This window comes from Polyangiaceae bacterium, assembly GCA_020633235.1.
Lineage (GTDB): Bacteria > Myxococcota_A > Polyangia > Polyangiales > Polyangiaceae > JACKEA01.
In genome coordinates this window covers 1,200,415-1,220,646 of sequence record JACKEA010000002.1, presented here as the reverse complement: position 1 = coordinate 1,220,646, position 20,232 = coordinate 1,200,415, and the positions used below count along the sequence as shown (strand labels likewise).

Genomic DNA, 20,232 nt, shown 5'->3' with positions numbered 1-20,232 from the left:
ACTCCAGTAGGTCTCCGGTGCTCGCTCCTCGGGCGCCCGCCTCACTTCGGTCTCGACGCCCTCGCCACGCAGTTGTTTCCGGACGCGCCCTGAGCCGCAATGGTTGCTTCGGGATCCAGCGCGGAAGCGCGGCCAGCCGCCATCCAGGCGTAGCGGGCGAGCAGGGCGCCGGTGACGAACGCGATGGCTGCGAGCTCGCGGACGTTGGCGAAGCGGAGGGCGAGGGCGATGGGCCCGGTGAGCGCCCCCGCGCTGCGGATCATGAGGCCCGTGCGGCCGCTTCGGAGCGGGCGGTCCACCACGGCGTGGCCGGACACCTCGGTGAGCGCGAACACGATGGTTTCGACCAATGCGACGACCATGCCCACGGTGTGCAGTGCCGGCAGGGAATGGCCGAGGAGCTCGAGCAGTGCCGCGGCGGAGCCCAGGCTGGCCGCGCCGAAGTGCACCGGCAAGAGCGAGCGGTGGCGGTACCAGACAGGGATGGCCGTCGCTCCCAAGAGCACTCCCGTGTAGGTGGCCAGCACCGTGCCGGTCACCGCGCTGGTGAGCAGCAGGGCAAAGAGCAGGGCGGCCACGCCTTCTTTGGGCAGCCCGACGTCCACCGCGGCGAAGCGGAACAGCTCGAACACCATCAGCGAGCTGACGCACAGCGTGGAGTGCACGACCAGCGTCCAAGCGCCGACGCTCATGGCCGAGCGCCACTTGAAGACGCGCAGCATGTTGAGGAATCGCGACGGGCGGCCCAGATCCAAGATCAAGAGCACCGGTGAAATCAGCGCGCCGGCCACGGAAAGCCACAAGGCGGCGCGGGTGAACGCCAGGGGCGCGTTGCCGGCGAGGCTGCCGAGGGCCAGCGTCGCGCTCATTCCGCTGACGCCCCCCACGAAGAAGTACAGCGGAATTTCCCAGGTCCACACCGGCGGCTTCACCATCGGGCGTCCGTAGTAGCCGGACGGCTGCTGCGGACGCGGCGCGGCTGTGGCGGTCCGGCGAAGCTCGGACAGGCGGGCCTCGAAGTCGCTCATGACGTAAGCATGAAGGCGAGGGCGGAGAGCAACAGTGCGCCCAGGGCGGTGAAGATGGCGGCGGTCCAGGCCTTGGCCAGGTGCACCGTGGGAACGTCTGGGTGCGGAGGCAATCCGAGCTGCTCCGGCGGGCCCAGGGTGAGGAACAACGCATGGGTGCCGCCAACGCTGGTGTTCGCGGCGTCGTAGACGCGCACGTCTTCGAAGCCGCGTTCCGAGAGCGTCTGCACGCGTTCCTTTGCTCGCGTCCTGAGCTCATCGAGAGGGCCGAAGGAGATCGACTCCGTCGGGCAGGTCTTGGCGCAGGCGGGTGTCAGGCCGCTCAGCTGGCGGTCGTAACAGAACGTGCACTTGTGGGCGCCACCGCTGCCCGCTACCGGCCCCGTGCGGCGCTCCACCACGCCGAACGGACAGCTGACCACGCAGTAGCCGCAGCCGTTGCACACGTCGTCTTGTACCAACACGCTGCCCACCTCCGTGCGCACGATGGCGCCGGTGGGGCAGGACTCCAGGCAGCCGGAGTTTTCGCAGTGCTTGCACACGTCGGACAAGAACAGCCAGCCGAAGGGATCTTCGCCGTTTCCGGTCATCGTGCCGGCCACCTGGCTTCCGAGGCGTGCGGACATTTCCAGGAATTTCACGTGGCGCCAGGTGGAGGCGCCGAGCTGCCCGGTGTTGTCGTAGGAGTGCCCGCTGAAGACGTAGCCATCGTCGGGCAGCTGGTTGTGCTCCTTGCAGGCGACCTCGCAGGCCTTGCAGCCGATGCACAGCGTGGGATCGGTGAAGAAGCCGACGGTCGTGTGCTGCTCGACGTGCAGGTGACGGCGCTGGTTGTCGCTGTTTTCGCCGTCACCGATCACGCTGGCGGCTCCTTCGGGCGAGCGCTTCGGGCGAGCTTTTCCAGCCACGGGCCCATCTCCGCATCTGGCGGGCGCCGCCCCGGAAACACGGCGCAGCACAGCGCCTTGGATTCGTGGATGCTCACGTTGGGCTCGCCGGAAAGTGGGATCAGGTCGTTGGTCACGTCGCCCTGAACGTGGCCCGCGGTGCCCCAGTGGAACGGCATTGCCACCTGATGTACCACGCGACCGTCGAGGCTCAGGGGCCGAAGCCGCCGCGTGACCAGCGCCTTGGCTTCCACGCCGGCGCGGGGGGTGGCCACCGTGACCCAATCGCCGTTCTCCACGCCCACCTGGGCGGCGAGCTCCGGAGACATCTCGACGAACAGCTCCGGCTGGAGCTCTGCCAGGTGGCTCAAGAATCGGCTCATACCGCCCGCGGTGTGGTGCTCGGTCAGGCGGTAGGTGGTGAGCACGATCGGATAGCGGGGGTCCATCGGTGCCGCGATGGGATTGTCGCTTCGCGGGTGGCGCCGCACTGCGGGGTTCTGCTGCTGAGCGTAGAGCGCGTTCTCCACGGGAGTCTCCAGCGGCTCGTAGTGGGTGGGCAGTGGGCCGTCCGCGAGACCTTCGGGTACGAACAGATGCGCGAGGCCGTCCGCGTGCATCAAGAAGGGAGCGTCTCCCGGGTGCGCCGCCATGCCTTGGGCGTCCTTCGCCGGGCGATAGCCCGGCGGCTTCTGGGCGTCGAAGTCCGGCACGTCGAGGCCCGTCCAGCGCGCCGCTTCCGCGTCCCACCAGACCAGCTTCTTTTCTTCGCTCCAGGGCGCGCCGTCCGGGCGAGCGCTGGCCCGGTTGTAGAGGATGCGGCGATCCGCCGGCCACGCGAAGCCCCAGCCGTGGCCGTAGGCGTCCCGCGCCGAGCGGGAGTGCGCGCGATTCTCGCCGTCGGGGCCCAGCACCCCGGAGTAGATCCAGCAGCCCGACGCGGTGGCGCCGTCGGCAGACAGCTCCGAGAAGCTCCGGAGCTGGCGACCGTGGTGGCCGTCGGCATGGACGCTGCCTTCGCTGTCGCCGCTGTCCGTGCGCCAGCCGTTGATCTCCGCGAGCACCGCTTCGGGCAGCGGCTCGCCGTGCTCGTCCACCGGGTACCACCAATCCAGGGCTCGGAGCGGCTCGTCCTCGGGATCCGGCGAGGCCTCCGCCTTGGCCTGGAGTCGCAGCGCGAGTTGGTGGACGAACCACAGCTCGCTGCGCGCGTCTCCCGGCGGCTCCACCGCCTTGTCCCGGAACTGCAGCAGCCGCTGCGTGTTGGTGAAGGTACCGGACTTCTCCGCGTGGCCTGCGGCCGGGAGCAGGAAGACTTCCGTGGCTATGTCTTCGGTGTGGAGCTCGCCACGGCGCACCTCGGGGGAGTCACGCCAGAAGCTCGCGGTTTCGATCTCGACCAGGTCGCGCACCACCAGGAAGCGCAGCTTGGACAGGGCGCGGCGCTCGAGACGCGAGTGCTGTGCGCCCACTGCCGGGTTCTGGCCCATCACGAACAGCCCCTCCACTTGCCCGTCCGCCATCTCCAGGAAGAACGAGAAGTGGGAATGGTCTCGGGTGATCTTGGGCAGAAAGCCGAAGCCAAAGTCGTTTTCCGGCTGCGCGCGGCGGCCGTACAGGGCCTTCAAAAGGCTCACGGTGAAGGCGTCGCCCTGGTGCCAGAGCCCACCCCGGCTCGTAACGGCGGCGAGGTAGTCCCCGAGGCTCTCGTGCTGGCCGGCGCGGGGCATCGGCAGGTAGCCGGGCAAGAGGTCGTACAGCGTGGGGATGTCCGTGGAGCCCTGGATGGAGGCGTGACCTCGGAGCGCCAGGATCCCGCCACCCGGTCGCCCGATGTTGCCCAGCAAGAGCTGGAGGATCGCGGCGGTACGGATGACCTGCACGCCCTTCGAGTGCTGCGTCCAGCCCACCGCGTAGCAGATGGCAGCCGTCTTGTCGGGCCCCGAGGCATGGGTGAGGGCGTCGGCCAACTGCGAGAACAGCTCCGGGGAGACCCCGCACACGCGTTCCACCATCTCTGGCGTGTAGCGGGAGAAGTGGCGGCGGAGCACGTTCAGGACGCAGCGTTCGTGCTGGAGCGACGGATCTCGTTCGGGTCGCGCAGGGTCGTTCCCCGCGTAGCGCCAGCTCGAGGTGTCGTACTTCTTCTGCTCTGGATCCCAGCCGGAGAACAGGCCGTCCAAATCTTCCGTGTCTCGGAACTCCTCGCGCAAGATCACGGATGCGTTGGTGTACGCCACCACGTAGTCACGGAAGAACAGGTCGTTCTCGAGCACGTGCCGCACCAGTGCGCCCAGCAGCACGATGTCCGTTCCGGCGCGCAGCGGCAGCCACAGGTCCGAAAGCGCGCTGGTGCGCGAGTAGCGCGGATCCACGTGGATCACGGTGGCGCCCCTTTCCTTGGCCGCGACGACCCAGCGGAAGGCGACGGGGTGCGCTTCGGCCATGCTCGAGCCCTGGATCAGGATGCAATTCGAGCGCACCAGATCCTGCGGCGCGGTGGTGGCGCCACCTCGCCCGAAAGAGGTGCCCAGACCGGGCACCGTGCTCGAGTGTCATATTCGAGCTTGGTTCGAGACGCTCACCATGCCGAGACCGGCGGTGAACAGCTTCTTGATCAGGTAGTTCTCTTCGTTGTCCAGGGTGGCGCCGCCCAGGTGCGCGATGGCCGAGGTGTGTCCCACGTCCTTCCGGAACGTGCGTTTCCGCGCCTCCCAAACCAAATCTGCAATCCGATCCAACGCTTGGTCGAGCGGGATGGTGGACCAGGCCTTCGCGTGGGGAGCACGGTGGAGCACGCGCGTCACGCGCTCCGAGTGCGTCAGCAGCTGGTGGCTGGCGGCGCCTTTGGGGCAAAGCGTGCCCTGGTTGATGGGACTCTCGGGATCACCTTCGATGGCGAGCAAGCGACCCGCGGAGTGATAGACGAGCTGACCGCAACCCACGGCGCAGTAGGGGCAAACGGAGCGAGCGACCTTCGCATCGCGTGTCTTCGGGCGAAGGGCGCGGGTCTTCGCGCTCATCGCCTCCACGCCGGTGCCGTCGCCGCGCCCAAGGAGCTGCCCCAAGAGTGGCCAGCGCTCGTGCCATTTCATGGTCATGAGCGCCAGGCTAACAGAGGGCTGGGCGGGCCCCCAAAGGCCCGAGATGCCCGCCGCTATTTTGCTCGGGACAGCGCTGTCACTTGCAGGACAGCGACGTGGCCCAGAGCTCGTAGCCCTGGCCGCCCTTCACCAGATAGAAGGCGGACGCATGGTCGCCGCTGAAACCAACGGCGCCCTGGCCGGCTTCTTGGCCGCTCGGCGATAGCGTCATCGGCTCGCCCAGCGGCTTGAGGTCGTTGCTGAAGGTCTGCGCCCGCACCGTGCGCTGGCCCGAGGGCCCTTCGGTCCACTGGATCAGCCAACGCTTGCCGGGAAGACCGACGGCAACCGGCGAGATTGCCTCGCCGCCGGGGCCGCCGGACGGCAGCGCCATCTTCTGCGAAGCCTTCGGCAGCTCGCCGAGCTTGGCAGTGGCGATGCGCACGCCCCAGGGCGCGTCGTCCGTGGCGCGTGCGGCGAAGGTCACCAGCAAGCTCTCTTCGTTGGCGGCGACGGTGGGAGTGCCGACGCGCGGGCCTTCGGCCTCCACGGTGCCGAGGTCGGTCTTCTTGCTGCCATCGGGAGCAAGCCAGCCCACGTACACCTCGCCATCGCGACCGCCGCGGCGGAATGCTACCGCGTGGCCCACGTCCTTGACGCTGACGACGCGCGCTTCCGTCATCTTCTGATCCATGCCACCAGGCCAAACCGTGGTGGCCGAGCCGCCCACCGGCATGCTGCTGTAGCCGTTCGGGCCCATGCCGATCACGAAGGGCTTGTCCGCGTCCACCGTGTGGCCGACCTTGAGGGAGTCACCGTCGCGATCCACCGCGAAGCCGAGCTCGCCACCCTTGTGACTGGGCACCACGCCGACGACGTTGTTGCTGCCGGCGCGGCTGAATACTTCCTGATGATCCAGCGTGGAGGGATCGAGGGTGATGCCCGTCGCCGAGGTGGCCGAGCTGGCGAAGCCGACGGCGAGGGAGGTGCCGCCGGCTGCGTCCACGTACAGCGGGACCGACACCATCACGGAGGGGGCGATGCGAGTCGCCGCCTTGGAGATGGTGCACGCCGCCGTGCTGGCCGGCTCCGCTGCGGGCGCTTCCGTGGTCGGTGCTGCGCTGGCGGGGGCCTTCGCCGTCTTGGCGTCCGTCGAGCCGGACTCCCAGGGCTTGAAGTAGAACAGGCCGGCCCCGATGACGCCGATGCCGAGCACGGCGACGACGCCGAGGCCACCCAACACCAGACCCATGCTGCTCTTCTTCGGCGGCGGGGCGTAGCTGGGCGCGACGGCCGGCGGCGGAGCGCTGGGCGCGTACACCTGGGGCACCGCGTCGGCGGCGATCTCCGCGTCCACCTCGGCGCTCCAGGAGGGGAGCGGCTCGGCGGGGGCGCGTTCTTCGTTCAGCGGAGACGCTTGTACCGTCGTGGGTGCGTCGTTGTCCGGCTCCGATACGGGAATGATGGCGTCCTGCATCTCCGGGACGAGGGGATTTTCCTTCTGCGTCGGCAGCTCCGCCTCCGGAGCTGCGTTCACCGCCAGCACGGGCGCTGGGCGCGGAATGGGCTGCGGCTTCTTCTTGGCGACGGCAGCCTCGAGATCCGCGAGGGACGTCGACTTCTTTTCTGGCTCGTCCACGAACTCGATCTCGGCGGCGTCGAGCTCGCCGGTCGGTGGATCGTTTCGCGGGGAAGAGTCCACCGGCACGATGGGCTCGAGCTTCTTCTCTTCGACCTTCTCCGTGATCTTGGGAGCGGTCGGAGAGACCTCGACCCAGTTGGCGGATGGTGGCGCGGAATCCTCGAGCTTGGGCGCGCTCTTGGCGGCGCCATTGCTCGGCGCGGAGCCGACCGGCACGACCGGCGCACCGGTGAGCGAGCTGCCTGCGGGCCGCGGGGCGGCCGTGAGCGAGCTGCCCGCGGGACGGGGCGGTGCAGGGCGCGACGAGGGCGGGCGGCGGGGCGGAGGCGGCGCCTTGGACGCCGGAGGTTCCACAGGCTCCAGATCCGTCACCGACAGCTCGTCTTCCACCAGGAGCTGCGTTTGCGGCTTGTCGTTCTCGGGCGTGGACTGAACGGGCACGATGGGCTCCAGGGCGATGTTGTCGGCACGCGGAACCGGAGGCGGATGTGTGGCGTCCGGACTCATCTTCGGCATGACGGGAGACTGCCGCGCAGCCGGCGAGAGCGCGCCGGACAGCTCCGAGACCTGCGCCGCGCGAATCCACTCGGCCCAGCCTTGACGCCACACGAACGCCTTCGCCGGGATGTCCCCGCGACTGAGGGAGGAGACCAGCTCCTTGCGGTCCACCGTCTTCAGGGCGCCGTCGTTCGTCGCCCAGAACCAAAACTCGTTGACGTCTTCTGCCACCGACATCTCCCCTGCGGGTTCTCGGGTCGGCCCTGTAGCATCGTTCCACGCGGTGCGCGACGACCGGGGCTGGCTCTTTTCGGGCTGGGCGGCGGGACTATGAGGCGTGAATTGCATGGTGGCTCTCGGGCCTCCTACGCCGCGCCCAGGTGGGAGCTTCCCCCACAGCGATCCGGCCGCTAGGCCGGTGCCTTTTTCAGCGCGATCGAGGCCCGGCCGCCAGCTTCTTCGTAGTGCAGGGGAGACAGCTCGGGGAAGGCCTGGCGCAGCTCCCCTCGGGCCAGACGAAATCGACGCGAGGGGTGGGGCTCGGGCCAATCCACGGTGAAGGTGCTGATCACCAGCAGGCCGTCCGGGGCCAGCAGGCCCGGCAGACGGGGCCAGCAGCGTCGCTCCAGGAAGTCCACCATCAGCACCAGATCGAACACCGCGAGCGGCAACGGCTCGCTCAGGTCCACGACCCGCGTGACGACCGACAGACCGCGTGCTCGCGCGCGAGCGGCACACAGACCGAGGCCCACGGGGCTGACGTCCCAAGCCTCCACTTCGAGGCCGCGGTCGGCCAGCGCCAACGCGTGGCGCCCGCTGCCGCTCGCGAGATCGAGCGCTCGCCCCTGACGCTGACCCGCGGCGAGATCCATCACGACGGCGTTCGGCGGTCGCTCGTCGAAGCCTGCGCGCGCGTGCCGTGCATCCCAACGCTCGCGATCATGACTCATCGAAAGCGACTCCATGCCAGGTGCATCACCACGACCAGCACCGCCAGGGGAAGCACGGCGCGGGCGCCGAGCCACGCGCCATTGGCGAGGGACCGGAGTAGAGCGCCCTTGCACGCGCGATTGGCCGCGCCGCCGACGGCCACGGCCAGGAAGACCAGTGCAAACGGCGCGCGCAGGCGGCGCACACGGGGGCGCCGTCTGCCAGCTGGGTCCAGCATGCGTCGCACAGCGGCGCGCTGCACTGCCGGCAACGCGCCGCTGCGGCGAGCTCCGGATGCCAGCGACACCGCGGTGACGGGTCCGTCAGCGGCACTCCTGGACTCGTCGAGGCTCGTTCGTCGGAGAGCACGACAGCGTGCTGGCCTCGCACGCCGCGAGCCACTTGCCCTGTCCTCCGCAGTCCGGCGCCTTGCCTTGCCAGCCAACGTCCGCCCAGCACTTCGTGGGGATCCCGAGGGTGGTCACCGCCCGGCAGCCCTCGCTCACGACGTCGTCCTGCTTGGTGGAACGTCCGTCGCAGTCGTAGTCGAAGCTCTGGTCGCCGCGGTGCTGGGCGAAGTAGTTGCGCTGGCCGGGGTAGACCTCCGGGTTCTGGTCGTAGCAGTCGAGCCCATTCGCGACGTAGCCCGGGGGCTGGGCCGCCGCCCGCACGGCGGCTCGCCGGTCGCCGTACCCGTCGCGATCCAGGTCGCGGTACCAGAGCGGCTCGGCGCAGGGCAGCGAGCTGTCGTTGGCCATGTCCGTCAGCCGTCGATGCAGCGGCTGCATCAGATCCGCGATCAGCGCGTGAACGCTGGAGCCGTCGCCGGAGCTGGACAGGACCGTCTCCACGGTGCCGCGTGTCGCGCACAGCTGCGCGTTCGGCTTGGGCTTCGAGAGCTGGCGCGCGGCACCCTCGATGGCGTCCAGGGTCTCGATCAACGCGGTGCGCTCGTTGTCGGAGAAGGCGCCGTTGGTCACGTCCTTGCGCAGCTCGCCGGCGCGACCGGGAACGTCCGCCAAGGCTCGCCCGGCGAGAGTCCCGAGGCCGATTTCCCGTAGCCCCGTGAGCACGCGCCGCCGGGCCCGGGCGCGCGTCACTTTCTCGCAGGTCTTGGCGCGCTCGAAGGCCGGGCGCGCCGCCTCGAGCAGCGCCGCGACGTTCAGTTTCTCTTTGGCACGCAGCACCAAAACGCCGTCCTTGGAGCTCTTGTCGTCCAGTGCAAAGCGCGTGACACCGGCGGCCAGCGCGAAGCTCTTGGCCTTCTTCTCGTGGCTCTCCACGCGAATGACCGGCGCCGCGGCGAGCACCTTCGCGGTGTACAAGAGCTGGCCGTCGCTGTCGCCTTCGGCGCAAATGCTGGCGATGCAGCTCTCGAGGGACTGCTGCACGGGGGAGCCTTCGTCCGTGTCGCCATACTGCTGGCCCAAGATCTCCGCGACCGACGACAACACGCGGATCTCGGCGTCGTCCAAGGCGACGTCAATGCTCACCTGGGTGCCGGACTCCACGCTGCCCGACAGCTCTGGTGCCCAGGGTCCGAGAAAGCCGAGGTCGAGCTTGCCGCCAATCCCCGTCTTTTGCTCGGCGTGTAGCTCGAAGTGCAAGCTCGCCGCGGGACGCACGCTCATCCGGAGTCGGGACGCGGCGTCGGCGTTGCCTCCGAAACAAGCGTTCTCGAAATCGGAGCGCTCCGGGTTGTGCTCCGGTCCGAAGAAGCCCGTGAGCAGAAAGTTCGGAACCGGCAGACAGCGAAAGCCGTCCCCCGTCATCTTTCCGGTGGCGCTCTCGATGGCTTCACACCAGCTCGGCAGCTCCAGCTTGGGTTTGACGGCTGGCGGCTTCGGAGTCTCCGGCGGTGGCGCCGAGGTGCAACCGAGAGCGCACGAGAGCGCTGCGGGGATGAGAAGACGGGCGTGCATCCAGGGCGTCAGACGATGGTCCGGGCGGCGCGACGAGTCAAAGTCGCCGTGGCTTGCGTTGGGCGCTCGGAGCCCATACCGTGCTCCCCCCTCATTCCGAAAGGAGCATGCGATGTCCGATTCCGTCCGCGCCTCCCACATCCTTCTGATGTATGCCGGGTCGGCGCGATCCACGGCCACCCGCAGCAAGGACCAGGCCCTCGCGGAAATCCAGAAGCTCAAGACCGATATCGACGGCGGAGCGGATTTTGCCGACCTCGCTCGCCAGCACTCGGACTGCCCGTCCGGCAAGAGCGGCGGAGATCTGGGCAGCTTCGGTCGCGGCCAGATGGTGAAGGCTTTCGAAGACAGCGCCTTCGGAATGTCCGTGGGACAGACCAGCGGCGTGGTCGAGACCGACTTCGGCTACCACCTGATTCGACGCACGGGCTGAGCCCCATGTCCGAGGGGAAGCCGCCACTTCGGGTAGCGATCTCTCGGTCTGCCGCCGCGGGCAGCGGCACTGGCAACGCCGCGGCGCTGTCCATGGCGCGCCTCGATACCTTCTGCCGGGCGCTCGGTCGCAGCCTCGAGCGCCCGGTGCTGCCGGTGGGCGTCGACGACTACGAAAAGCTCGCCGCGGATTTCATCGCGGGTCAGGTGGAGCTGGCCTGGCTGCCGCCCGCGGTGGCGCTGACGGTGTTGTCCCGGGGAGGGGCACGCGCGGTGGCGTTGCCGGTGCGCAACGGCACCGCGCTGTTTCACTGCGCGCTCTTTGTTCGCGATGATTCCGCGGCGAACCAACCCAAGGATCTGAATCGGGCGCGAGCTGCCTGGGTCGATCCCCTCAGCACTTCGGGTTATCTGATCCCGCGCGCGGCCTTGCTGCGCCAGGGCATCGATCTCTCCGTGGCGCTCTCGGAACAGCGCTTCCTCGGCTCCCACGCGGCCGTGGTTCGCGCGGTGGTGTCGGGGGAGGCGGACGTGGGCGCCAGCTACGTGCACCGGGACGCGGGCGGCGTGCTCCGGCGCGCTGGGTGGGGTGACGCTCCGGTGCGCATCATCCTGGAGCACGGGCCGGTGCCGTCGGACTTGCTGGTGGCCTCGCGGAACGTGTCTCGGCGCACGGTGGTTCGCATCGGTGACGGTCTGGTCTCCCAGACGGACGTGTTCCTGCTGGGAGCTGCCCGAGAGCTACTCGAGGCCGAAGGCTTTCAGCTGGCGGAGCCGCGGCATTTCGACGCTCTCGAGGCGTTGAGCCCATTTCTGCGTTCCTGAACTCCTTCACCCCCCGCGAGCGTTGCGCTATTCGGCCAGCGCGCATCGGACAAGGAGAGCGCCATGCCCATCTGCAAAGGCTGCGGTGAAGAAGTCGACGAGCTGGTGACCATGAAGATCGATGGTCGCACCAAGAAGCTGTGCGAGGATTGCGCCGACGAGGCCCGCGAAGCTGCCGAGATCGCCGAAGAGAGCGAGTCCGTGGTGCAGGACATGATGGGCTTCAAGGGGCGGCGCTGAGACGCAGATGGATCTCGAGGTCGGGCAGCGAGTCGACCGCTTCGAGCTGACGGCCCCGTTGGGCGCCGGCGGCCAGGGCGCGGTCTGGAAGGCGAAGGATCCGCTCCATCCGGAGCGACCGCGCGCGCTCAAGCTCATCCCGCTGGGCCTGGCGCGGTCGGGGGATCTGGAGCGGGCGCGGCGCGAGGCCCGAGCTCTCGCGCGCCTCGACCATCCGTCTTTGGTGCCCTGCGATGCGTTGTTCGAAGATCTGAGAGCCGGCCTGCTGGGTCTGGTGATGGACTTCGTGGACGGCGCGTCGCTGCGCAAGGCCAACCACGATCCGCGCTTCGATTCGCGGCATCGCGCGCTCGCGCTCTGCCATGTGGCCAGCGCGCTCTCTTACCTGCACCAGAGCGGCGTGGTGCATCGCGACCTCAAGCTCGACAACGTGTTGGTCGCGGATTCCTTCTGGACCACGCCCGAAGAGCCCGGTGGGGTGAAGGTCGTGGACCTCGGCATCGCCGTCGTGGCGGAGACCCGGGAACGGCTCACCGCCGTGGGCAGCGTGGTGGGAACCGTTCCGTACCTGGCGCCGGAGCTGCTGGATCCCGGGAGCTTTCCCGGAGAAGCGACGGACCCCGCGGTGGACGTCTTCGCCTTCGGGGTGCTCGGCTGGCAGGTGATCAGCGGGGAGCACCCGACGGGGCTCGCCAGTACCTCGGGGCCGTACGAATTCGCCGAAGCGTATCGGGGCGTGCTCCGCACCGGCGCCGAGTTTCCGGCGAAGGCGTTTCCCGGGGAGTGGGGGCGGCTCTTGTCCGACGCCCTGCGTCTCACGTCGACCGAGCGCATCACCGACGGCGCCGAGCTCGAGCTGCGTTGCCGGCGGGCGGAGGAAGTGACGCCGTCCTCCGTGGCCGTGCCGGTGTCCTTGCGAGGGCCCGAGACGCAGGTGGCGAGCCCCAAGGCGATGATGGATCAAACGGCTCCGGTGGCGGTGCCCTCCGAGGCCGCCCCCGCGGCCACCGCCGCGCCGGCGCCCGAGCCGAAGCCGAAGCCCAAAGCGACGAAGCCCGTCGAGCCCGCGGAGGCTCCGGAGCCCGAGAAGAAGTCCGCCGGCGCGGGCTTGGCGTTGCTCACTTTGCTCGGCGTCGGTGTTGCTGCCGGGGCCGTTTGGTTCGTGTCCCAGCCGGAGCGGCGCCCGACGAAGGAGCTGCCGCCGCCGCTGCCGAGCGCGTCCGCGACCGAAGTGAGGACCACCGAGCCCGTGGTCTCGGCGGATGCGGAAGCCGACGCCGGGGACGCCGGCGCAGACGCGGGGGAGTCTTTGCCGAGCGGCTGCACGGCGCTGTGCGATTGCTGCCTTTCGGGGCGCGGCTGCGGGCCCGGCGCATGCACGGAGCTGCTGAGCCCCGACGAGGGCTTCCGACTCCGTCCTGCCGAGATCACGGACCGTGAGGGAAAGCGCATCGACTACGAGCTGGTGGAGGTGTGCCTGCGGGTGGCGGGGAGCGCGGACTACACCTGCCTGCCGCTGACCAAAGCGCCAGACGGCGGCGCGCCCTACGTGTACGCCGCGGTGAGCGATCTGCGAGATCCCGGCATCGCCGTACGCGTGCGCACACGGTTCGACGGCGGCATCTATTCGGACGTCGCCTGGAACTACGGCTTCAAGCTCGGATCGAACGCGTCGCGCGAGCTCTTGTGCAAGGGCCTCGTGATCGACAAGCTCGAAGGAAGCCTCGGCTCGGTGCGGCTGTTCCTCGACCCGGATGGCGACGACGCGGGCGTGCCCGCGCGCTGCGGTGTGGACGCGGGGCGCTGAGCCCGCGGGTTGACTTCCGCCACCGTCGACGGCAAGAGCCAGGGCATGAAAGAGCTGGTATCGCGCCTGGTCGCGCAAGCGGATCTGTCCGAGGAACAGGCCAACAAGGTGGCCGAGGTGGTCCGCGGCTTCCTGCAGGAGAAGCTGCCGGAGAGCATCCAGGGTCCGGTGATGGGCGCGCTGACCGGCGACAACGTGGACAGCGCTGCGGACGCCGTCAAAGGCGCTCTCGGCAAGCTGTTCTGAGCCTGAGCTCGGGTTAGCTCTCGCGCATCAGCGCCCGCGCGGATTCGACCCATCCGTCGCGCTCGATGCGGGACGGATGGATCCTGAGCGCGCGGGCGACTTCCTCGATGCGCGCCGGCGTCCAGGTGGCGATCTGCGACAGCTTGTCCACGCCCACCGCTTGGAGCTTGTCGGCGAACTTGGGACCGATGCCGCGGACGCGAGTCAGATCGTCCTTGTGGGTCGGCGTGGTCCAAGCGAGGGCGTCCTCGAGCTCGCTCTCGAGCGCGCTGATGCGTTTGCCGCGTCGCGCGAGCTCGGCTTCGAGCTCGGCGACGCGGGGGCCCCCCGCTTGCAGCTCGGCTACCTCGCGCTCCCGCTCTCGCAGCGCCGTGCGCAAGGCGGCGACCTCGATCTGCGTCGTCTCGAGCTCGCGCACGCGCGCGTCGAGGTGACGCAGCTGCTTGTTCAGCGCATCGCGCTCGGCCACCATCGCCGGAAGCTCCTTGAGCTGCGCGTCGCGCTCGGCGATGCGCTGATCGCGCTCACTGATGCGGGCGAAGAGCTGAGCGCGCTCCGTCTTCAGCTGACTGAGCTCCGCCAGCTTGCTGGCCAGCACGCGTTGGGTCTGCGCCAGCTCCGCCGCCATGGCGCCGGGGGTGAGCGGCGGTCGTACGCTGGGCGGCGGCGGCCGCACGCTGGGCGCCGGCGGCGGCCGCATGCTGGGCGGGGGTGGTCGCACCGTACCCGGCCGGCTGGGGGGCGGCGGTGGCCGGAGGCTGCTCGGCCGCGGCGGAGGCACGCTGGGCTGAGGTCGAACCGGCGGCGGCGGTGGCCGGAGGCTGCTCGGCCGCGGCACCGCCGGACGCGCTTCGTTCTCCTTCACCCGCGTGATCTCGAAATCGGAGTTTCTGAGATCCGGCTCCGTTCGGTCGTCGTTCTTCATGCCCCGACCCTGGAAGCATAGCCGAACTCGCGGGCCTCAGCGTGCGACCGTGAAGCCGACCCGCGCGCCGCCCTCAGTGCGATTTTCCGCGAAGGCGCGACCGCCGTGGGCCTCGGCGATGCGCCGCACCAGCGCGAGGCCCAGCCCCAGCGACGAGCCGTGCCCCCGCGCCCCCCGCACGAAGGATTCGAAGGCCGTGCTCAAGAGCTCGTCCGAAAAGCCGCTGCCGGCGTCCTCCACCGCGAAGGAGATGGCGCCATCGCTGGCTTCCACGATCAGTGCGGTGGCGCCGCCACCATGGGCCTTGGCGTTGTCGAGCAGGTTGGCCAGGGCGCGGGAAAGGAGCGTGGCATCGCCTTCGAACCGGGTGGTTCCGCGGCGGACCGACAAGATCTGCTCGGGAAGGTCGGCGCGTGACAGCGCTCGCTCGGCCAGATCCCGGGCATCGAGCTCGCTGCGGGTGAGGGCCTGAAAATCGAGGCGCGAGCTGGCGAGCAGCTCCCCCACCAGCGAATCCACCTCGGCGAGCTCCCGCTCGAGCTCGTCCAGAGAGGCGTCGTCGCTGCCCCGCTGGCGAATCAACTCCGAGAGTACCCTGAGCCGCGCCAGGGGCGAGCGGATCTCGTGAGAGACGGCGGCCAAGAGCTCGCGTTGATCCGTCATCTGGCGCTCGATGCGATCTGCCATGTCGTTGATGGCGTCCGCCAGCACCGCGAGCTCCCCGGCGCGCGCCGGGTGCACGCGGGCACGGCGTCGGAGATCTCCACTGCCGATGGCATTGGCCACGCGCACGAGCTCGCCGAGGGGCCACAAGATGCGTCGCGCCATGATTCCGGCGGCGGCCCACAGCGTACCGGCGAACACCAGCAGCACCACGATGACGGCGCCGGGACGGTGGCGCCGCGAAGCGGAGGTGCAAAGCTCGACGGTGCCCAAACGAGTGCCGTCCTTTTCGATGCGCAGCTCGGCGCTGGGGGAGTCGCAGGGCGGGCCGAAGTGCTCCAGCTGGGTGCGCGAGGCATCGCGCAGAGTGATGGACAGATCGAGATCGCGGGCGGCGTCGCGCGCCAGGCGCTGGCGCGCGGGAGCATCGCTCCAGACCTCGGTGAAGCGGTTTTCAGCGTAGGTTTTCAGCCGTTCGACGCCGTTTCGGTAGCTGGATGGGCCGGAGAAGAACAACGTCATCGTGGCGAAGGTCGCGCCGCCGGTCACGAAGATGGTGACGCCGAACCACACGAACAGACGGCGGTGGAGCCGCGCGCGAACGTAGTGACCCAGGCCGTGGGGGCGATGCCAGCGGCGCCGGTGTCTCATGAGTCCATCGCGTCGCGTGCGAAGACGTATCCGACGCCGCGCACGGTGCGGATCTTCTGCGGATCCCCGAGCTTCTTGCGCAGATGCGAGATGTGCACGTCCACGGTGCGGTCGTTCACCGTCACGTCGCCCCGGCCGGCCTCCTCCAAGAGCGCGGCGCGGGGCACCACGCGCCCGGCCCGGCGCAAGAGCGCGTGCAGGATGTCGAACTCGAGTCCCGTGAGCTCTACTTCGCTACCTTCCACGCGCACCGTGCGTGCCGCCACGTCGAGCTCCACGCCCTGGACCGAGAGCCGAGAAGCGCCCGCCTCGGGCTCGGTTCGCCGCAGCACGGCGCGCAGCCGTGCCAGGAGCTCCCGGGGCGAAAAGGGCTTCGGCACGTAGTCGTCGGCACCGAGCTCGAGACCCACGACGCGATCCGATTCGTCGCCGCGGGCCGTGAGCATCAGCACCGGGATGCGCTGATCCTTGCGGATCTTGCGCAGCGTCTCCAGGCCGTCGAGGCCCGGCATCATCACGTCCAAGAGCACCGCGTCGAAGCTGCCCTGGGCCAGGAGGTCGAGTCCTTCCTGGCCGCTCTTGGCGTGGCCGAGGCTGACGTCGTGCGGCGCGAGATACTCGGCGAGTAGCTCGAACAGCCGCACGTCGTCGTCGATCAGGAGCACCCTCAGGGCCATGGGTCAGCCGAACATATCAGTCGCTGCCCTTCTTGGCGCGCAGCGCGGCATCCACGCACACGTCGGCAACGTGACGTTCGAAGGCGGCCTTGCGGTCGAACCGGGAGCCGTAGCGGTGCCACATGGCGAGCCGGAAAAAGCCCGCGCCGAACCCGACGACCACCCCTAGGGACAGGAGCGCGATCACGATTCTGTGTCTCATGGCGTCCTCCTCACGGGGCAGTGCGATAGGCGTCGCCCCGCCAGCGTCGGGGGCCGCGTTCCAGGGTGTCGGCCAGGATCTCCCGCTGCCGGGAGTCGAGCACCTCGTGGATCTCGGTGAGATTGGCGGCGATGCTTCGGCGCAGGTCCGCCAAGGCTTCGTCGTTGCGGATCAGCGCGCTGGCCAGGGCATCGGGCTCGAGCACCTCGCCCCGAAGCTGCGACGCCACCTCGCTCCGGGTGCGTTCGAGCTCGCGCCGGAGCTCACGCCCTTGGCCGAGGACGTCGTCCACGGCAGAACGGATCACCTTCTCCTGGCCCGGCGTGGTGTCGAGTCGACGAAACAAGAAGCGGAGCCCGTGGCGAAAGCCTCGGCGTCGAAAGTGCCCTCGGTGTCGACCGTGGGACAGGGTGAACGCCAACCCCACCAGACAAGCGGTTCCGAACATGAATCCAAACATGGCGATGCGCCTCCTTCTGGCGGACAGCTTGGAGAGCGCGCGTTAAGCGAGAACGCGACAAAGCGTTAAGAATTGTTGAGTCGGCCCCTGGCACGTGGGGCAAAAGCCCGCCATAGTCCGCCCCCCGACTCATGCCTCCCGATCCCATTTCGCGACGCCGGACGTTCGCCATCATTTCCCACCCGGACGCCGGCAAGACCACTCTCACCGAGAAGCTCTTGTTGTTCGGCGGAGCCATTCAGCTCGCCGGGGCCGTCAAGGCGCGGGGTGAGCAGCGGCGCGCGCACTCCGACTGGATGAAGGTGGAGCGGGAGCGGGGAATCAGCGTGACCGTAAGCGCCATGACCTTCGATTATGGCGACTGCACCTTCAACCTGCTCGACACGCCGGGCCACCAGGACTTCAGCGAGGATACCTATCGCACGCTCACCGCGGTGGACTCCGCGGTGATGGTCATCGACGCGGCCAAGGGCATCGAAGCGCAAACGCTGAAGCTGTTCGAGGTGTGCCGCCTGCGGGACGTCCCCATCATCACCTTCGTGAACAAGCTGGACCGCGAGGGTCGGGATCCGTTCGATCTGATGAGCGAGATCGAGGACACGTTGGCCCTGGACGTGACGCCCGCTAGCTGGCCCATCGGCATGGGGCGGCGGTTCTTGGGCGCCTATGACCTGTTCCACGACCACCTGCTGCTGGTACAGAAGGGCAATCGCGCGGTGCCCGCGGATGCCGTGACCTGCCGCGGCGTGGACGATGAAAAGCTGGCCGAGATGCTGCCGGAGGACGCCCTCGCCACGCTGCGCGAAGAAGTGGAGATGGCGCGGGGCTTGTGCCCAAAGTTCGATCGGCAATCTTACCGCGAAGGTCACATGACGCCGGTGTTCTTCGGGAGCGCGCTCTCGAACTTCGGCGTGCGAGAGCTGCTCGACGGCCTGGTGGAGCACGCGCCGTCGCCGCGCCCTCAGCCGTCCGTGAGCCGCGTGGTGGATCCCACGGAAAAGCCGGTTACCGGCTTCGTGTTCAAGATCCAGGCAAACATGGATCCCAAGCATCGGGACCGGGTGGCGTTCCTGCGCCTGTGCTCCGGACACTTCAAGCGCGGGATGAAGCTCTCCCACGTGCGCACGGGCAAGACCATGAACGTGCACAACCCGATGCTGTTCTTGGCTCAAGACCGCGAGCTGGCCGACGAAGCGTTCCCCGGTGACATCATCGGCATCCCGAACCACGGCGCGCTGCGCATCGGGGACACCTTGACCGAGGGCGAGAGCCTGCGTTTCACCGGCATCCCGAGCTTCGCGCCGGAGCTCCTGCAGCGGGTGCGTCCGGACGACCCGCTCAAGGCCAAGCATCTCGGTCGCGCGCTGCAGCAAATTGCGGAAGAGGGCGCGGCTCGGGTGCTCAAGCCGCTCATCGGTTCCAACTGGATCGTAGGCGTGGTGGGCTCGCTGCAGTTCGACGTGCTCGCGGATCGCATTCGGACGGAATACGACGTGCCCGTGCACTTCGAGTCGGTGCAGCTGCATGCGGCGCGCTGGGTGGAAGGCGAGACGGACGAGCTGAAGCGCTTCGTGGAGCAGAACCGCGGCAGCGTGGCGGACGACCACACGGGCGCCCCGGTGTTCCTGGCGAGGAACTCCTGGCACCTGGAGACGACGCAGAAGGAGTGGCCGAAGCTGGTCTTCCTCAAGACGAAAGAGCAGCTCGACTGATCACTCGCTGGTGACGATGATCCCGGTGCCGATCAGCACGAACAGCGTGGCGACCAGCACCGTCACGATCAGGCCGATGATGATGGCGACGTTGCGGCGCCGGGTCGCTCGAAGCAGGAGCTCTTCCGGGTCGCCACCCCGGTTCATGTCGGCGATGGCGGCCAGGTCCGGCTCGCTGATCTGAGGCTGGGAGCCCGAGACGGGCGCGACGATCCGCGGGTTGGAGCCGCTCTGGGGGCCGGGCTGGACGATGCCGCTTTCGAGGACTTGGCGCACGTAGGGCGGAAGCTCGATGCGCTGACTCTCGGTGTCGGCCAGCCAACCGCGCTTCAGCGAGGCTCCGGTCACGTCTTCCGTCACCCCTTGATCCTGCAACCAGAGCGCCAGCTCTTCGCCGAGCTCCCGCATGGTCATCCAGCGCTCCTTCGGGTCCTTGACGAGACCGCGTTGGATCACGAAGGAGAGGTCGGTGTCGCTGGCGCCGAGGTCGGCGAGAGTCGGCGGCTCGTCTTCGATGATGGATCGCATCAAAGCGTTGTAGTTGTCGCCGTCGAAGGGTCGCCGCCCGGCGATGGTCTCGTACAGCACCACGCACAAGCTCCACAGATCCGTCTGTCCGGTGGTGGTCTTGCCGCGCGCTTGCTCCGGCGACATGTAATCCGGCGTCCCCACGACGGCGCCGTCCATGGTGAGCTTGCGGGGGTTGTTCACGATGCGCACGACGCCGAAGTCGAGCAGCTTTGGCAGCGTGGTGGTGACTTCGTCGTGGGCGAGGAAGATGTTTTCCGGTTTCACGTCGCGGTGCACGATGCCCTTGGCGTGGGCCGAGGCCAGCGCATGGGCGATGGGCAGCAACGTCTGCACCGCCAGCGTCGGCGGCAGCTTTCCCTTGCGGTCCAGGACCTGAGCCAGGTCCTCGCCCTCCAGGAGCTCCATGGCGATGAACGGATCGCCGCGATCCGTCTCGCCGTAGTCGAGCACGCGGATGATCGACGCATGGCCCAGGCGCGCGGCGGCTCTCGCTTCGTCCAACACGCGCTTGGCTGCCGCGCGAGAGGGCGCGCTGCCGTCGAGCTCCATGATCTTGACGGCGCAGTGCACGTCGAGCACGGAGTTGTGGGCGACCCAGATGGTGCCCATGCCGCCTTCGCCGCGCTTCTTGACGAGGACGTACTTTTGCTCGAGCACGTCGCCGGCCCGATAGCGACCCTCACCGACCGGTGATACTCCGGAGTCTGCGCTCTCGCTCACGGGTCGACCTTTGGTGGCATCGGCCGAGCTCATCGTTGTCTGTTGATCAGAAACCTGGCAAGTGTCGGCCCTGTGGCCGCGGGCTCATTCTGACCCAACTCATGCCAGAAGCCGAGCTTTTCGGGTGCCGGACTCCCGCGGATCTGAAGGT

Annotated in this window: 19 protein-coding genes; 6 read left to right on the top strand and 13 right to left on the bottom strand. The window is 68.7% G+C overall.

The window, feature by feature from the left end; translation table 11 throughout:
* Positions 1–41: 41 nt before the first annotated feature.
* From nrfD to H6717_15905, 7 genes are all read right to left on the bottom strand, one after another.
* On the bottom strand, positions 42–1,028 hold the full coding sequence (gene nrfD / locus H6717_15935; protein MCB9578516.1) for a polysulfide reductase NrfD: 987 nt from the start codon (positions 1,026–1,028) through the stop codon (positions 42–44).
* Complete coding sequence (locus tag H6717_15930; protein ID MCB9578515.1) at positions 1,025–1,888, bottom strand: 4Fe-4S dicluster domain-containing protein; 864 nt, start codon at positions 1,886–1,888, stop codon at positions 1,025–1,027. The genes nrfD and H6717_15930 overlap by 4 nt, the downstream gene beginning before the upstream one ends.
* Positions 1,885–5,016: a formate dehydrogenase-N subunit alpha gene (gene fdnG, locus H6717_15925; GenBank protein ID MCB9578514.1), complete on the bottom strand. Its 3,132-nt coding sequence runs from the start codon at positions 5,014–5,016 to the stop codon at positions 1,885–1,887. The genes H6717_15930 and fdnG overlap by 4 nt, the downstream gene beginning before the upstream one ends.
* Before the next feature lie 79 nt (positions 5,017–5,095).
* The gene (locus H6717_15920) at positions 5,096–7,369 is read right to left on the bottom strand and encodes a DUF4339 domain-containing protein (GenBank protein ID MCB9578513.1); all 2,274 of its coding nucleotides are present in this window, start codon (positions 7,367–7,369) and stop codon (positions 5,096–5,098) included.
* A gap of 179 nt (positions 7,370–7,548) precedes the next feature.
* On the bottom strand, positions 7,549–8,088 hold the full coding sequence (locus H6717_15915) for a methyltransferase domain-containing protein (GenBank protein ID MCB9578512.1): 540 nt from the start codon (positions 8,086–8,088) through the stop codon (positions 7,549–7,551).
* Positions 8,085–8,273, bottom strand: a complete 189-nt coding sequence (locus tag H6717_15910; GenBank protein MCB9578511.1) for a hypothetical protein — start codon at positions 8,271–8,273, stop codon at positions 8,085–8,087. Before H6717_15910 ends, H6717_15915 begins: the two co-directional genes overlap by 4 nt.
* A gap of 118 nt (positions 8,274–8,391) precedes the next feature.
* Complete coding sequence (locus tag H6717_15905) at positions 8,392–9,990, bottom strand: hypothetical protein (GenBank protein ID MCB9578510.1); 1,599 nt, start codon at positions 9,988–9,990, stop codon at positions 8,392–8,394.
* A gap of 112 nt (positions 9,991–10,102) precedes the next feature.
* Between H6717_15905 and H6717_15900 the strand changes: the two genes are divergently transcribed.
* From H6717_15900 to H6717_15880, 5 genes are all read left to right on the top strand, one after another.
* Positions 10,103–10,423, top strand: coding sequence for a peptidylprolyl isomerase (locus H6717_15900; protein MCB9578509.1), 321 nt, complete (start codon positions 10,103–10,105; stop codon positions 10,421–10,423).
* Positions 10,424–10,428: 5 nt separating this feature from the next.
* Positions 10,429–11,247: a PhnD/SsuA/transferrin family substrate-binding protein gene (locus H6717_15895; protein ID MCB9578508.1), complete on the top strand. Its 819-nt coding sequence runs from the start codon at positions 10,429–10,431 to the stop codon at positions 11,245–11,247.
* A gap of 63 nt (positions 11,248–11,310) precedes the next feature.
* Positions 11,311–11,487: a hypothetical protein gene (locus H6717_15890; GenBank protein ID MCB9578507.1), complete on the top strand. Its 177-nt coding sequence runs from the start codon at positions 11,311–11,313 to the stop codon at positions 11,485–11,487.
* Positions 11,488–11,494: 7 nt separating this feature from the next.
* Positions 11,495–13,294: a serine/threonine protein kinase gene (locus tag H6717_15885; GenBank protein MCB9578506.1), complete on the top strand. Its 1,800-nt coding sequence runs from the start codon at positions 11,495–11,497 to the stop codon at positions 13,292–13,294.
* Between the two features lie 9 nt (positions 13,295–13,303).
* Positions 13,304–13,540 carry a hypothetical protein gene (locus H6717_15880; protein MCB9578505.1) on the top strand — a complete coding sequence of 79 codons (237 nt, stop codon included), beginning with the start codon at positions 13,304–13,306 and terminating at the stop codon, positions 13,538–13,540.
* A gap of 13 nt (positions 13,541–13,553) precedes the next feature.
* Here H6717_15880 and H6717_15875 read toward each other — a convergent pair whose 3' ends face one another.
* Genes H6717_15875 through H6717_15855 form a run of 5 tightly spaced genes read right to left on the bottom strand, consistent with a single transcriptional unit; the run spans position 13,554 to position 17,118 of the window.
* Positions 13,554–14,465, bottom strand: coding sequence for a hypothetical protein (locus H6717_15875; GenBank protein ID MCB9578504.1), 912 nt, complete (start codon positions 14,463–14,465; stop codon positions 13,554–13,556).
* A 36-nt stretch (positions 14,466–14,501) separates the two neighbouring features.
* Positions 14,502–15,779 carry a HAMP domain-containing histidine kinase gene (locus H6717_15870; protein ID MCB9578503.1) on the bottom strand — a complete coding sequence of 426 codons (1,278 nt, stop codon included), beginning with the start codon at positions 15,777–15,779 and terminating at the stop codon, positions 14,502–14,504.
* Positions 15,776–16,456, bottom strand: a complete 681-nt coding sequence (locus H6717_15865) for a response regulator transcription factor (protein ID MCB9578502.1) — start codon at positions 16,454–16,456, stop codon at positions 15,776–15,778. Before H6717_15865 ends, H6717_15870 begins: the two co-directional genes overlap by 4 nt.
* A 16-nt stretch (positions 16,457–16,472) precedes the next feature.
* Positions 16,473–16,658 carry a hypothetical protein gene (locus tag H6717_15860; GenBank protein ID MCB9578501.1) on the bottom strand — a complete coding sequence of 62 codons (186 nt, stop codon included), beginning with the start codon at positions 16,656–16,658 and terminating at the stop codon, positions 16,473–16,475.
* 10 nt (positions 16,659–16,668) lie between these two features.
* Complete coding sequence (locus H6717_15855; GenBank protein MCB9578500.1) at positions 16,669–17,118, bottom strand: periplasmic heavy metal sensor; 450 nt, start codon at positions 17,116–17,118, stop codon at positions 16,669–16,671.
* Between the two features lie 131 nt (positions 17,119–17,249).
* Between H6717_15855 and H6717_15850 the strand changes: the two genes are divergently transcribed.
* Positions 17,250–18,830: a peptide chain release factor 3 gene (locus H6717_15850; GenBank protein ID MCB9578499.1), complete on the top strand. Its 1,581-nt coding sequence runs from the start codon at positions 17,250–17,252 to the stop codon at positions 18,828–18,830.
* Here the strand turns inward: H6717_15850 and H6717_15845 are convergent, their stop codons facing one another.
* Complete coding sequence (locus tag H6717_15845; GenBank protein ID MCB9578498.1) at positions 18,831–20,081, bottom strand: serine/threonine protein kinase; 1,251 nt, start codon at positions 20,079–20,081, stop codon at positions 18,831–18,833.
* Between the last annotated feature and the right edge of the window lie 151 nt (positions 20,082–20,232).

Excerpts from the sequence above, each read along its gene's own strand:
- nrfD (MCB9578516.1), bottom strand. The coding sequence starts at position 1,028 with ATGAGCGACTTCGAGGCCCGCCTGTCCGAGCTTCGCCGGACCGCCACA.
- H6717_15915 (MCB9578512.1), bottom strand. The coding sequence starts at position 8,088 with ATGAGTCATGATCGCGAGCGTTGGGATGCACGGCACGCGCGCGCAGGC.
- H6717_15905 (MCB9578510.1), bottom strand. The coding sequence starts at position 9,990 with ATGCACGCCCGTCTTCTCATCCCCGCAGCGCTCTCGTGCGCTCTCGGT.
- H6717_15900 (MCB9578509.1), top strand. The coding sequence starts at position 10,103 with ATGTCCGATTCCGTCCGCGCCTCCCACATCCTTCTGATGTATGCCGGG.
- H6717_15895 (MCB9578508.1), top strand. The coding sequence starts at position 10,429 with ATGTCCGAGGGGAAGCCGCCACTTCGGGTAGCGATCTCTCGGTCTGCC.
- H6717_15890 (MCB9578507.1), top strand. The coding sequence starts at position 11,311 with ATGCCCATCTGCAAAGGCTGCGGTGAAGAAGTCGACGAGCTGGTGACC.
- H6717_15885 (MCB9578506.1), top strand. The coding sequence starts at position 11,495 with ATGGATCTCGAGGTCGGGCAGCGAGTCGACCGCTTCGAGCTGACGGCC.
- H6717_15875 (MCB9578504.1), bottom strand. The coding sequence starts at position 14,465 with ATGAAGAACGACGACCGAACGGAGCCGGATCTCAGAAACTCCGATTTC.
- H6717_15870 (MCB9578503.1), bottom strand. The coding sequence starts at position 15,779 with ATGAGACACCGGCGCCGCTGGCATCGCCCCCACGGCCTGGGTCACTAC.
- H6717_15865 (MCB9578502.1), bottom strand. The coding sequence starts at position 16,456 with ATGGCCCTGAGGGTGCTCCTGATCGACGACGACGTGCGGCTGTTCGAG.
- H6717_15860 (MCB9578501.1), bottom strand. The coding sequence starts at position 16,658 with ATGAGACACAGAATCGTGATCGCGCTCCTGTCCCTAGGGGTGGTCGTC.
- H6717_15855 (MCB9578500.1), bottom strand. The coding sequence starts at position 17,118 with ATGTTTGGATTCATGTTCGGAACCGCTTGTCTGGTGGGGTTGGCGTTC.
- H6717_15850 (MCB9578499.1), top strand. The coding sequence starts at position 17,250 with ATGCCTCCCGATCCCATTTCGCGACGCCGGACGTTCGCCATCATTTCC.